This is a genomic window from Nocardia sp. NPDC058058, assembly GCF_042885355.1.
Classification (GTDB): Bacteria; Actinomycetota; Actinomycetes; order Mycobacteriales; family Mycobacteriaceae; genus Nocardia.
The window spans coordinates 2,014,415-2,027,829 of the sequence record NZ_JBHVSA010000001.1; the positions used below are offsets into that span (position 1 = coordinate 2,014,415).

The 13,415-nt window shown below is 67.3% G+C and carries 7 protein-coding genes (1 of these 7 cut by a window edge); 1 reads left to right on the plus strand and 6 read right to left on the minus strand.

Features of this window, described 5'->3' with window-relative positions:
* From ACFVUS_RS09265 to ACFVUS_RS09285, 5 genes are all read right to left on the minus strand, one after another.
* Positions 1–6,816: the start of a non-ribosomal peptide synthase/polyketide synthase gene (locus tag ACFVUS_RS09265; protein WP_387765464.1), read on the minus strand. The gene continues 21,678 nt to the left of window position 1, outside the view; 6,816 of the gene's 28,494 nt are visible here — the first part of the coding sequence; its start codon is at positions 6,814–6,816; its stop codon lies beyond the left edge, outside the window.
* Positions 6,797–7,837, minus strand: a complete 1,041-nt coding sequence (locus ACFVUS_RS09270) for a MupA/Atu3671 family FMN-dependent luciferase-like monooxygenase (RefSeq protein WP_387762987.1) — start codon at positions 7,835–7,837, stop codon at positions 6,797–6,799. Before ACFVUS_RS09270 ends, ACFVUS_RS09265 begins: the two co-directional genes overlap by 20 nt.
* Positions 7,830–8,090 carry an acyl carrier protein gene (locus ACFVUS_RS09275; protein ID WP_387762990.1) on the minus strand — a complete coding sequence of 87 codons (261 nt, stop codon included), beginning with the start codon at positions 8,088–8,090 and terminating at the stop codon, positions 7,830–7,832. Before ACFVUS_RS09275 ends, ACFVUS_RS09270 begins: the two co-directional genes overlap by 8 nt.
* Positions 8,087–9,742: a fatty acyl-AMP ligase gene (locus ACFVUS_RS09280; RefSeq protein WP_387762993.1), complete on the minus strand. Its 1,656-nt coding sequence runs from the start codon at positions 9,740–9,742 to the stop codon at positions 8,087–8,089. The genes ACFVUS_RS09275 and ACFVUS_RS09280 overlap by 4 nt, the downstream gene beginning before the upstream one ends.
* Positions 9,743–9,939: 197 nt before the next feature.
* The gene (locus ACFVUS_RS09285; RefSeq protein ID WP_387762996.1) at positions 9,940–11,394 is read right to left on the minus strand and encodes an MFS transporter; all 1,455 of its coding nucleotides are present in this window, start codon (positions 11,392–11,394) and stop codon (positions 9,940–9,942) included.
* Between the two features lie 127 nt (positions 11,395–11,521).
* Here ACFVUS_RS09285 and ACFVUS_RS09290 point away from each other — a divergent pair, with 127 nt between their 5' ends.
* Positions 11,522–12,109, plus strand: coding sequence for a TetR/AcrR family transcriptional regulator (locus ACFVUS_RS09290; RefSeq protein ID WP_387762999.1), 588 nt, complete (start codon positions 11,522–11,524; stop codon positions 12,107–12,109).
* Positions 12,110–12,113: 4 nt separating this feature from the next.
* On the opposite strand, the gene ACFVUS_RS09295 is transcribed toward ACFVUS_RS09290, so the two are convergent.
* Entirely contained in the window at positions 12,114–13,403 is a 1,290-nt protein-coding gene (locus tag ACFVUS_RS09295; RefSeq protein WP_387763001.1) for an NtaA/DmoA family FMN-dependent monooxygenase, read from the minus strand.
* Positions 13,404–13,415 lie beyond the last annotated feature (12 nt).

The window sequence follows — 13,415 nt, forward strand, 5'->3', positions numbered from 1 at the left end:
GGCGCGGCCGATGAATTCGAGTGCGCCGGTCCCCGAATCGGATTCACGCGGGATCGTCCAGCGCACCAGATCGCCGGTCCGATACATCCGCCCGCCCGACCCCCCGAACGGATCGGCGACGAACGACGCGGCCGTCGGACCCGTGCGGCCCCGATAGCCGCGTGCCACACCCGAACCCGAGACGTACAGCTCGCCGATCACCCCCGCCGGGACCGGACGCAACCAGGCGTCCAGCACCACCGCGCCCATTCCGGGGATGGGCGAACCCATCGTGATCGGCGCGTCCGGTACGAGTTCGGCACCGGTCACCCAGATCGTCGCCTCGGCCGGGCCGTACAGGTTGTGCACCCGCCGCCGTCCCGCCCCGGCCGTGCCGGACCAGCGCGAAACCAGCTGCGGCCCAGACTGATCGCCGCCGGTCGCGAGTACCCGTAGCGCGTCGAGTCCGGCCGGTTCCAGGGACAGGGCCACCGCGGGTGTCAGGAACGCGTGGGTGATATCGAGATCGCTCAGCAAGTCCCGAAGCGGTTGCCCGCCATAGACATCCGGCGGAGCCACCACCAGCGCGCCCGCTCCCGATACCGCCAGCAGCAATTCCAGAATCGCGGCGTCGAAGGTCCGCGCGGCGACAGCCAGCACCCGCGAGTCCACGTCGACCGCGCAGCGCCGCCGGTGATCTGCCACCAGCGCGGCCAGTCCGGCATGGGTGATCTCGACGCCCTTGGGACGGCCGGTCGTGCCCGAGGTGTAGATGACGTAGGCGGTATTGCTCATGCGCACCGCCGCACGCCGATCCGCGTCGGTCACCGCGCCGCTCGCATACCCGTCCAGCTCGGCCCGCACGATCGGATCGTCCAGCGCCATCCACGACACATCTGCGGCCGGCATCGCAGCGCGGTGCGCGACCGAGGTAATCCCGAGGCGCACAACGGAATCGGCGCAGACGTACCGATTCCGTTCGAGGGGATGCGCGGGATCGACCGAGACGAAGGCCGCCCCGGTCTTGGCGATCGCCCAGACCGCCAGCACCCATTCAGGCGATCGCGGCACCCCGATCGCGACCACCGATTCCGGACCCGCGCCCCGGCCGATCAGCCACCGCGCCAGTCGATTCGACCGTTCGTCGAGATCGCGATAGCTCAGCTGCCCCTGCCCGTCCCACAGCGCCACACCGGCCGGATTCGCGGCGACGGCCGCGGCCAGCAGGCCCGGCAGGGTCACCCGTTCGACAGCGGCGGCACGGTTGCCGAGCCCCCACTCGGGAACCAGCACGCGATGCTCGTCCGCCGAGAGGGCATCGATATCGCGCACCACGATCGCCGGATCACCGGCGACCGCGCGCAGCACGCGGCACAGCCGTTCGACCAGTGCGAGGATCGTGGGCTGATCGAAAAGATCCGTGGCATAGCCGAGTTCGACCGCGAGGGTACCGTCGGCGGCGGCCGCGTCGGTCATGGTGAAGGTCAGGTCGAAGCGCTCGACGCCGGTATCCGCGCCGGTGGCGGTCACCGCCACCCCCGGCAGCTCCAACTCGACCTGATCGAGATTGTGGAATGCCAGCATGACCTGGAACAGCGGATGCCGCGCCTGACCGCGCGGCGGATCGAGCGCCTCTACCACCTGTTCGAAGGGGACCTCGGCGTGCGCGAACGCGTCCAGATCCACACCGCGCACCCGGGCCAGAAATTCGGTGAACGAGATCGATTCGTCCACCCGGGTGCGCAGCACCACGGTATTGACGAACATGCCGATCAGCTCATCCAATTCGGCCGCGCCGCGGCCCGAGACCGGTGAGCCGATCGCGATATCCGCACTGCCCGACAACCGCGACAGCGTCACCGCCAGCGCCGCGTGGAACACCATGAACACCGTCACCCCGCGCGCCCGCGCCAAGGCGCGCAGCTCGGCGGTCACCCCGGCGTCGATGACGAAACGCTGTGTGCCGCCGCGATGCGAGGCGATGGCCGGGCGCGGCCGATCGGAGGGGAGTTCGAGCACCTCGGGAAGGTCCAGCAGTTGTGCGGTCCAGTAACCGAGCTGGCGGGCGAGCACCGAGTCGGGATCGTCCGGTGTTCCCAGCGATTCGCGCTGCCACAGTGCGTAATCCGCGTACTGCACCGGCAGCGCAGACCATTCCGGTCGCCGCCCGGCGCACCGTGCGGCGTAGGCGGCGCCCAGATCCCGTGCGAGCGGGGCCATGGAGAAGCCGTCGGCATTGATGTGATGCATGATCAGCAACAGCACGAACTCCCGCGGTCCGACCGCGAGCAACCGCACCCGCAATGGAACCCGCTGCGCCACATCGAATCCGGTCCCGGCGACGGTGTCGATGGCCGCCGCGACCTCGTGCGCGCGCACCGGCAGCGGCGCGAGATCCAGATCGGCCAGCGCCGCCACTTCCGCCGTCGGCACCACCAGCTGGAAGGGCACGCCGTCCGCGTCCGGATACCTGGTGCGCAGCACCTCGTGCCGATCCAGCAGATCCCACACCGCCTCCGCCAGCGCGGCGGTGTCCACGGCTCCGCGCAGGCGCAGCACGGCGGGAATGTTGTACGCCACCGATTCCGGCGCGAACCGATTCACGAACCACATGCGCCGCTGGGCATGGGACAGCGGCACCCGATCGGGCCGCTCCCAGCGCCGCAATCGCGCACCCCCGACCGGATTCCACGCCTCGGGTACCCGCGCTGTCAGCAGCTGCGCCAGCGCGCCCACCGCCGAGGCGTCGAAGACATCGCGCACCGCCACCGCGACGCCGACGCCCTCGGACAGCCGGGCCGACAACCTGGTGGCGGACAACGAGTTTCCGCCGAGCGCGAAGAAATCGTCGTCGAGACCGATCTGCTCGATTCCCAGCACCTCGGCGAACACCTCGGCCACGATCTGCTGGACCGGCGTGGCCGGTGCCCGATAGCACGCGCGCGCCACCACCGGATCCGGCAGCGCGGCCCGGTCCACCTTGCCGTTCACCGTCAGCGGCAGCGCGTCCAGCACCATGACCACATCCGGCACCAGGTAGGCGGGCAACCGCTCGCTCAGGCGTTCCCGCATGAGTGTGCCGAGCAGGCCGGGGGCGCTCCACTTCTCGTCGCGGGCGAGCAGATCCGCGGACTTGCCGTCCGGCCCGGTGGTCGAGCCGAGCTGGACCGTGCCGCGCGCCGCGTAGACGATGTGCAGATCGGTGCCGATGACATTCGGGGACACCTGCGCCTGCACGTGGAAACCGTGCTCGCACAGCATCTTCTCCACCGCCGCGAGCCGATCCTGCACATCGTGCACCTCGATGACCATGCGGTCGATGAGCGGCCAGTGCCGCGGTTCGATACCGCGCAGCGCGTCGAGCTCGCTGCCCTCCACATCGATCTTGAGCAGATCGATGCGTGGGATGTCGTATTCGCCGATGATGTGCGACAGCGTGCGGACGGGTACTTCGACGCGCACGAAATCCAGGCGGTCCGCGATCAGCTGATCGACCAGGCCCTCGCCCAGATCCTGGCTCTCGGCCTGGAATTCGTTGTGTATGAACGATTCCAGGATCTGATGCTGTACCCGGCTGTCGGTGCCGCGCCCGGACAGCACCGACATCTCCGGGTAGTAGGTGAAGGTGTCGGTCGCGGCTTCCGCGCCGATCGCGTACGGGATCAGCGTCGAACCGAGGTCGTGCAGTGCCGAATTGGCCGCGTACATGCGCCGCAGTTCGGGCATCGGCTCCACCGCGAAGATCCGCACCGCGGGCGAGGTGCGCTTGGCATAGAGCGAGAACATCCCTACGTGCGCGCCGATATCGACGATGTAGCCGGTGGCCGGAATGCTCATGCCGGTGCGGCAGTACTCCTGCTGCTCGAAGATCTCCTGGTACAGGAATTCGATATTCGAGCGATTGCGGCCCACCATCGGCATACCGTTCGGCAGCTCGTGCAGCCATTCCGGCGGAACAGTCCGATCGCGTTGCAGCTCCAGGTATTTGGCGGCGACCGGCGCGTGCAGCGGGTCCGGGACCAGATAGGCCACCAGCTGGGTGTCCGGGGCGGCGTCCGGGGTGACCGGGGGTGCGAGGTAGGTGGTGACGACGGCCTGGGCCACGGCGGGCGCGGCGGCCAGGGTCGCCTCGATCTCGCCGAGTTCGATGCGGAAGCCGCGGATCTTGACCTGTTCGTCGCCGCGGCCCACGTATTCGAGGACGCCCGCCGCCGTCCAGCGCACGATATCGCCACTGCGATACAGCCGTCCGCCGCCGTTCCCATCGAACGGGTCGGCGAGGAACCGCGTGGCCGTCAGCCCCGGCCGAGCGTGATAGCCCCGGCCGACCTGATTTCCGGCCACGTACAACTCCCCCGCCACGCCGGGCGGCACCGGGCGCAGCAACGAATCCAGCACGTACACGCGAAGATTCGCCAACGGCGCGCCGATCGGACTCGCACCGTGCTCGCCCCGCAACCGCTCGGGGGTGAGCGGCTGTTTCGTCACGTGCACGGTGGTCTCGGTGATCCCGTACATATTCACCAGCGCCGGTGGATTCGGTCCGGCGAGCGGACGCCAGTGCCGCAAACGGCTGGGGTCCAGCGCTTCACCGCCGAAGATGACCATCCGCAGGTCCGACTCGGCGGTATCGGCCGTCCGCTGGGATTCGATCAAAGTGTAGAAGGCCGAGGGGGTTTGGTTCAGGATCGTCACGCCCTGCTCGACGACCAGTCGCCACAGTTCCGCGGGCGCGTAGGCGATCTCGCGGGGCACCACGACCACGCGCCCGCCGTGCAGCAGCGCACCCCAGATCTCCCACACCGAGAAGTCGAAAGCCTGGGAGTGGCACCAGGTCCACACATCAACCGGGCCGAACTCGCACCAGGGCAGCGTGCCCGCGAACAGCGATACCGCGTTCGCGTGGGTTACCGCCACACCCTTGGGGTTTCCGGTGGTGCCGGAGGTGTAGATGAGGTACGCGATATTGTCCGGGCGCGGCGCGCGCGGGGTGAGGTCGATCGTCGGCTCGGGCAGTCGGTCCATGCGCAGCCGGGGCACGGCGACCGCCACTTCGGCGGTGCCGTCATCGACGATCACCAGGGTGGGCCGCGCGTCGGCGAGGATGTAATCGAGTCGCTCGGACGGTGACCCGGGGTCCAGTGGCAGGTATGCCGCACCGGTGCGCAGGATCGCGAGCATCGCGGTGAGCAGTTCGATGCCCTTCGGAAGTGCCACCGCAACAATGACTTCCGGTCCCGCGCCGCGCTCGGCCAGCACGGTCGTCAGTCGCCGGGACCGAGTATCCAACTCCCGGTAGGTGATTCGGCGGTCGCCGGCCACGATCGCGATGCCGTCCGGGGTGGCCGCGGCCTGGCGATCGAACATATCCACCAGGGTGTCCGCCGCGTCGATCGGTGCGGCGGTGTCATTCCAGCCGCGCAGCACCAGGTTTCGCTCATCGGGTGCGAGTAGGGCGATATCGCGCACGAGCGCGGCCGCGTCGGTGGCCGCCGCCCGCAGGAACTCGTGGAAGAAGTCCAGGAACCGGCGGTGCTGTCCGGCGAGATCCTCGGGCGTGTACAGCGTGCGGTTCGCGACGAAGTCCACGCAGGTGGCCCCGGAGCCCGCCGCGGAATAGACACTCACCGACAGATCCGAGACCAGGCCCGGGGTCAGCACCTGCCAGCGCCCGGTGATCGAACCCAGGGTGATCTCGGTATCGAACAGCATCAGATCCACGTACGGCCCGAAGACCTGGGTCTGCGGGGTCAGCCGCCCGATATCGCGGAACATGTCCTCCTGGCGGTAGCGCTGATGGCGCAGCGCGTCGATGAGCTGGCGCCGAGTGGCGGTCAGCACGTCCCGCACCGTGTCGTGCGCACCGGTCCTCACCCGGAAGGGGACGGTATTGGCCAGCATGCCGCCCGAGCGCAGGGCGGCCGCGGTGACGCGGGCCGAAACCGGCAGGCTCAGAACGATATCGGCGCTGTCGGTCATGCGGCCGAGGAAGACCCCGAACGCCGCCAGAATCAGCGCGGCGGTATTGGTCTCCGTCGATTTCACGACCTGGTCGAGCAGCGCGCCGGTGCCTTCGGGAAGTACGCCCTGCACCGAGATCGGGTGCGCGTCCGCCTGCGCGCCGCGGCCCGCGAGGCTGACGGGAGCGGGCAGATCGCGCAGCCGCTCCCGCCAGAACTCGCCGTCGGCCTCGAAACGCGCTGAGCCCCGGTACTCTTCGTCGGCCGCGACCAGTTCGGCCAGGCCGCGCGATCGCACCCGGGCGGGCTCGCGACCCCGCACCGCGGCGGTATACAGCTCACCGACGCGGGTCAGCAGGGTCATCGCCGCCACCCCGTCCATGGCGATGTGATGCGCGCGCACGTACCAGCACCAGCGATCGTCATCGACACGCAGCACGGCCGTGGCGATGAGCCGATCCCGTTGCAGGTCAACGGACCCGCTGTACTCCTCGCGCATCCATTCCCGGGCGGCGGCGACCGGATCCGCCTCCGCCCGCAGATCGAGCAGCCGGATCGGCTCGTCCAGCCGCCGATCCAGCACCTGTGACACCGTGCCGTCGGCCTCGATCAGGCGCAGGAGGGCGGCCTCGCATTCGCCCGCCGCGCGCCAGAACGAGGCCATCAGCAATTCGACGTCGAGCGCACCTCGCAAATCGATATTCAGGGCATTGGTAATGGGTGTCGAACCGGTCAACTGTTGCGCGTACCAGATTCCCTGCTGAGCGGCAGAGAGCGGAAAAGGACGTGAACGGTCGCCGGACATTATGCTCCTGGGTCTCGAAAGCCTTTGCGATATGCGATATTCGGCAGATCTGCTATTCGGTCGAGAGGGAATTCTTCAGCGCGGCAAGCGATTCCAGTCCGGAAAGCACATCCGTATCCGGAATGCCGAAGTCGATCAGGCAGGCGATCTCATCCACGCCGATCTCACGCAATCGCGTGACCATCGGCAGTGCGGATTCCGGTGTGCCGAACAGGCCGTTATTTCGGTAATAGCGTTCGAATGCGAAATCCAATACCTTGGCCCGCGATTTCTCGTCCAGCCGGTCCAGTGCGTCCGAACCGCGCCGCCAGAGATCAACGGAATCCTCGAGATACCGCTTGAAGGGCGGTCCGACCGTCTTGCGCACCTGGGCGTCGCTGGTGCCGACGAAGGTGTGCAGCATGACGGTGACGGTGCCCTGCTCGATACCGTGCCCGTGGCGCGCCCGCGCCTTCCGGTAGGCGGCGAGCTTGTCCGCCAGCTCGTCCACCTCCTGGAACAGCAGCGCGGTCAGGATGTTCACCCCGAGCGCGCCCGCCATCTCGAAACGCTCGATGCTGCCGCTACAGGTGAGCCAGACCGGCAGTTCCGGCTGCACCGGCGCCGGGAAGATGCGCACCGCACGGTCTTCGCCGACGCCATTGGGCAGGGTGATCGAGTCCCCGCCCCAGAGTCGGCGCACGGTATCCATACCGGCGCGGGTGATCTCGACCCGATCGTCGTAGTTGTGCCCGGCCAGCACGAAATCGTCCACATTCCAGCCGGTGGCGAAGGCCAGATCGACGCGACCGCCGGACAGGTTGTCCACCACCGACCAGTCCTCGGCCACCCGCACCGGATTGTGCAGCGGCAGCACCACACTGCCCGCGCGAATCCGCACGCGCGAGGTGGTGGCGGCCAATGCCGCGCCGAGCACCGCCGGGTTGGGATACAGCCCGCCGAAGGAGTGGAAATGCCGCTCCGGAACCCACACCGCCTCGAAATCGTGCGCATCGGCGAAACGGGCGCTGTCGAGCAACAATTGATAGCGCCGCCCGCCCTGCTGCTGTGCGTCACTGGAGAAGAACAGCAGACTGAATTTCGGATTACCCACGCGGTGCGCCCACCTGCTGCGCGTTCACGCGGCGCGCCACATCCGCCAGGGTAAGTCCGTCGAAAATATCCTCCGCGGCGATCTCCGTCTGATAGCGATCCTCCAGGATCGTCATCAATTCCGCCGCATGCACCGAATCCAAACCCAGTTGGGTGAGGGGCGCATCGGCGTCCACCGTTTCCCTGCCGAGCCGCGAGGCGGCCCATTCCACGAAATATCCGAGCACGGCCGTGGTTGTCGCCGATTCACTCATAACGCACTCTCCTGGAAAGTCGCCGAACATGAGTAATGCTCCCGCAAACGCTGACGCTGTACTTTTCCGCTCGTCGTCTTGGGTACCTCGCCCTTACCGACGAATACCACCCGGTGCACGCTGATCGCATGCACCCGGCTGACGATCTCACGGATCGAACCCGCCAATACCTCGGCGTTTTCGGGCTCGAGTAAATCAGCCAGCTCCTGCACGACCATCACCCGGTCCTCATCATCGATGCTGGCCGCGAAGACGGCGCAGCCACCCGGGCGCAGCACCGGATGGGTGGTGACGATGGTGCGCTCGATGTCCTGCGGAAAGATATTGCGGCCGTGCACGATCATCAGTTCCTTGATCCGACCCGAGACGTAAAGCTCTCCGGCACAGACGAATCCGAGATCACCGCTGCGCAGGAACTCCGGTCCGTCGGTATCGGCGATCCGGGCGTGGAAGGCGCGTTCGGTCTCGACCGGCTTATGCCAGTAACCGGCCGCGACACTCGGACCGCGCAGCCAGATCTCACCGATGGTCCCCTCCGGACAGCGCATCCGGGTCTCGGGATCGACGATGGCGATCGAATCCGGTTCGGCCGGACCCAGACTCGGCAATTCCCGGCCGTCGGCATCCTCCAGCGCGGTACCGCGCTCGAGTTCGGCGACCGCGAATCGGCGTGCGCGCGCACCGCTTCCGAGTGCCGCGCCGGCGACGAACAGCGTGGATTCGGCCAGACCGTACATCGGGGTGAAACTCTCCGGACGAAAACCGCTGACCTCGAACAGTTCGGCGAAGCGGCGCAGTGCGTTCGGATCGATCGGCTCCGCGCCGACGAAGGCGATGCGCCAGCCGCTCAAGTCCAATTGCGCGGCCTGCTCCGGTGATACCCGCTTCACGCACAGGCCGTAGGCCAGGTTCGGCCCGCCCGCGGTGACCGCCGAATTCCGGGCTATCTCCCGCAACCAGGTGAGCGGATCGCGCAGAAATGTCATGGGAGACATGAGCGTGCTGGGAAATCCGCTGTGCACCGGCAGCAGCAAGCCCTGGATCAAGCCCATGTCATGGAACGGGGGCAGCCAGGAGACGATCGAGCTGTCCTGTCCCAGTTCATATCTCGACGCCAGCAGCCCCAGGTTGTGCATGAGGTTCCGGTGCAGCACCGCGACGCCCTTGGGCGATCCGGTCGACCCGGAGGTGTACTGCAGGAAGGCGATATCGTCCGGTCCGGGAGCCGCGTCCAGACCCGCCGCGATATCGAATCCCGGTCCGGCCGAATCGCTGTCGATAATCGTGATGCCCGCACCGAGCTGTTCGCCGGTGACCGGTATGACCGAGAGCGGCGCGACGGCCGCCACCGCACCGCTGTCCCGAATGATCTCGGCCAGCGTCGAGAACTGCTGCGCCGAGGACGGTAGGTGCACGGCGACCGCGATGCGGCCGACCGCTAGGCAGGCGAAGAACGCGCAGGCGAAATCCCTTCCGGGCGGGCACAGTAGCACCACCCGATCGCCCGGCGCGGTCACTTCGCGCACCAGCCTGGACAATCCGGAAACCCGGTCCCAGAGCTGGCCGTAATCAACGCTTTCCGAGTCAGTGCGATGGCCCGCGAAGGTGAATGCGATGCGGCGCGGAGTCTCGAGGACTCGCGCCGACAGCACGTCTACCAGAGTGCGGTGGCCTTGCGCTGAATTTCGGACATCCACAGAGAAGCCTCCGGATCCTCGGCTGCTTCGCCGCCCCCTACGGTGGTATCCGGCGAAGCAGCTGCCAAAGAACAGTCCAGCTCGACATCCTTGCAGAGATCAGCGATCCACCCGGGAAGCAATCTCCTTCCGCGTGTGTCGAGCGCCGGTTTTCACTTCGATGTGCTCAGGTTCCGATAGGTGAGGGCCACGGCGAAGGTCAGCGCGGCAATACCCGCCGCCGCGGCAAACGCCGTGGTCATACCGGCGACCAGGGCATGCTGGGCGGTTCCGCCCGCACCGCGCGAGGCGGTGCCGAAGACGGTCACCAGGATGGCCAGACCCAGCGACGCGCCCGTCTGCTGCAATGTCTGCAACGCGCCGCCCGCCGCTCCGGCCTCATGCGGTTCCACATTCGACATGATGATCACGTTCAGCGGTGAAACCGCCAGTCCGATACCGCATCCCATCAGCAGCATGGCCGCGAACAGTACCGGGAAGTAACCACTGTGCTCAGTGAGCTGGGTGAGCAGCAGCAGGCCGGTGACCATCGACGCGGTGCCGATCATGGTCAGCGGCTTCGGGCCGAAGCGCGGCAGCAGGCGCGGAATCATGCGAATCATGGTGAACATCAGCAGGGCCGTCGGCAGGAAGGCGAAACCCGTTGCCAGCGCACTCAATCCGAGGACGTCCTGCAGGAACTGGGTGAGGAAGAAGAACATCGACATACCCGCCATGGGCGCGAGGAACATACTCGCGTAGGCCGCGGCACGATTGCGGTCGGCGAACAGCCGCAGCGGCAACAGCGGTTGCGCGGTGCGGGATTCGATCACCAGGAACGCGGCGATGAGAATGACGCCCGTCGCCAGCGAGATATCGGTCTCGGGCTTACCCCAGCCGTGCGCGGCGGCATTGATGAAGCCGTACACCAGCGCGGCCACACCACCGGTCGCGGTGATCGCGCCGGGCAGATCCAGATGCGCCGGTTGCCGTTGCGCGCGCGGCAGATAGCGCAGTGCGAGCACCACGACCGCCAGCCCGAACGGCACATTGATGAACAGCACCGAGCGCCAGCTCAGCCATTCGGTGAGCAGTCCGCCCACGATCAGGCCGATCGCGAACCCCGCGCTGGACATGCCGGAAAACAAGGCCAGCACCCGAATTCGGGCCTTGGGATCGGAGAAGGTAGTGGTCAGTAGCGCGAGGGTGCTGGGTCCGGCCATGGCCGCGCCGATCCCCTGCACCACTCGCGCGATGAGCAGCCAGGTCGCCGAGGGCGCGAAACCGCCCGCGAGCGAGGCCAGGGTGAACAGGGCCGCACCGGCGATGAAGAGGTTGCGGCGGCCGAAGAGGTCCCCGGCCCGGCCGCCGAGCAGCAGCAATCCGCCGAAGACCAGGGTGTACGCGTTCATCACCCAGGACAGACCGGTCGGGCTGAAATGCAGATCCGCCTGAATGCGCGGCAGCGCCACATTCATCACGGTGATATCCAGGACGATCATCAATTGGCAGGTCAGCAGGGTGGCCAGCACGATGCCGGAGCGGATCCGGCGAGGTTCGGTCGCGGGAGCTCGGGTACCCGCGACAGCGGCATTCGAAGAAAGGGTGGTCGACAAGGATCGCTCCATCGAAAGGAAGATATGACTCGGAATCAAACGGAGGCATCCTCCGTTTCCGATAGAGCTATCATATGGAGGAGCCCTCCACTTGCGCAAGTGTATCCGGAGGGTCCATCCGTTTTCTAGTGGAGGGTTCGTGGGAGCACCGCCGACGGATAAGCCGATGCGCGCCGACGCACGCCGCAATTACGAGCGCATCCTGACGGTCGCCCGGGAGGCATTCGCCGAACTCGGGCCCGATGCCGCGCTGGAGGAGATCGCACGGCGCACGGGTGTCGGCATCGGGACGCTGTACCGGCACTTCCCCAATCGCGAAGCGCTCATCGAGGCCGTCTACCGGTCCAATATCGAGCGGTTGAGCGGACGCGCCTATGAGCTACTCGAAGAGCATTCGGGCGCGACGGCTTTCGAATACTGGCTGCGCGAACAGGTGCGGTGGGTGATGGCCAATCGCAGTCTGGCGACCACGCTCAAGGCCGGAATGGACCACAATTCACCGACATTCACGCTGTGCCGCTCGGCGATCAACGATGCGGCGAACGCACTGCTCGAGGCCGCGCAGCAGGCGGGCGCGGTGCGCGGGGATATCGAACCCCGGGATCTGGTGCGGCTCGGGCACGGTATCGGCATCGCCTGCGAGACGGTGCCGGATGCGGCCGAACGGCTCATCGCGGTCACCATCGATGGTCTGCGGGCCGCGCCCGGTGCGGGCGCGGCCGGGTAGCCGATCAGTTCGGCAGCGGCGGCAGTTCCAGGTTCTCGCGGAAAGTCGTTCCGGTGTAACCGGTTCCGACGATGCCGCGGCGGCGGAGTTCGGGCAGCAGGCCGTTCAGCAGGAAGTCGCGGGTGCGCGGATCGGCCAGACCGCCGAGTGAGATGACATCGAGCACGCCCGCGTCGTAGCGCTCGGCGATGACGTCGGCGAGCTGTTCGGGGGTGCCCGCGGCGGCCCAGTGGCCGGTGTCCTTGGCCGCGATGATCAACTCCCGCAGCGTCTTTCCCGATCGGGCGAAGTTATTGAAGATCTCCACCCGGCCGCGACGACGATGCACCGAACGCGCATCGGGGAGCAGCTGTTCGGGAATGGGCTGGTCCAGGGGCAGCTCGGACAGGTCGACGCCGCCGCCGAGCATATCGGCGAGCGCGAGCCGTCCCGAGTCGAAATCGGTGGCCTCATCGCGCTCGCGCACCAGCCGCCGCACTTCTTCTTCCGATGCGCCGTAGGTGGCGTGGAAGGAGCTCATGATCAGCGGTAATCCGTCGGCCCGGCCCAATTCCGCAGCGCGCGAACGGATCTTCTTGGTGTAGGTGACCGCATCCTCGAGGGTGGGCAGTGAGGTGAAGACGACCTCGGCGAACCGTGCGCCCAGTTCGACGCCCGCCTCGGACTGCCCGGCCTGGAATTGCACCGGACGCCGCTGCGGCAGCGGTGGAATGTTCAACGGCCCGCGCACGGTGAAGAATTCGCCCGCGTAGTCGATCGGCTCGACCAATTCGGCGTTCAGCACCGCGCCGCCGTGCCCGTCCGGCGTCAGCGCGCCCGGTCGCCAGCTGTCGAACAGCGCGTTGACCACTTCCAGGGACTCCCCCGCACGGCGGTAGCGATCCTCCGGGCTCGGCAGGTCACCCGAGCCGTAGTTCTCCTCTCCGAGAGAGGAAGTGACCGCGTTCCAGGCCGCGCGCCCATTGCTGACGTGATCGAGGGTGCCGAACAGGCGCGCGAGGTTATAGGGATGGTGGAACGTGGTGGTCACCGTGGCGATCAACCCGACATGCTCGGTGACCGCGCTCAACGCGGCGAGGAAGATCAGCGGCTCCTGCGCACCGATCGCGCCCTGCGCACCGAAACTCAGCAGATCCGCCGCGAACAGCGCGTCGAACCCGTGGGCCTCCGCCAGCTTCGCGATCTCGATCGACGATTCCAGCGTCGATCGCCCCGGATCCAGCGCGGCGGCATACACATCCGCCGAACCGCTAACTCCCGTAACCGTTTTCAGCAGCCGCCGCGAATCGCCCATTCCCTCGACGCT

What these genes read in the sequence shown, in the direction of transcription:
- ACFVUS_RS09285 (WP_387762996.1), bottom strand. Translation starts at nt 11,394, where the DNA reads ATGGAGCGATCCTTGTCGACCACCCTTTCTTCGAATGCCGCTGTCGCG.
- ACFVUS_RS09275 (WP_387762990.1), bottom strand. Translation starts at nt 8,090, where the DNA reads ATGAGTGAATCGGCGACAACCACGGCCGTGCTCGGATATTTCGTGGAA.
- ACFVUS_RS09295 (WP_387763001.1), bottom strand. Translation starts at nt 13,403, where the DNA reads ATGGGCGATTCGCGGCGGCTGCTGAAAACGGTTACGGGAGTTAGCGGT.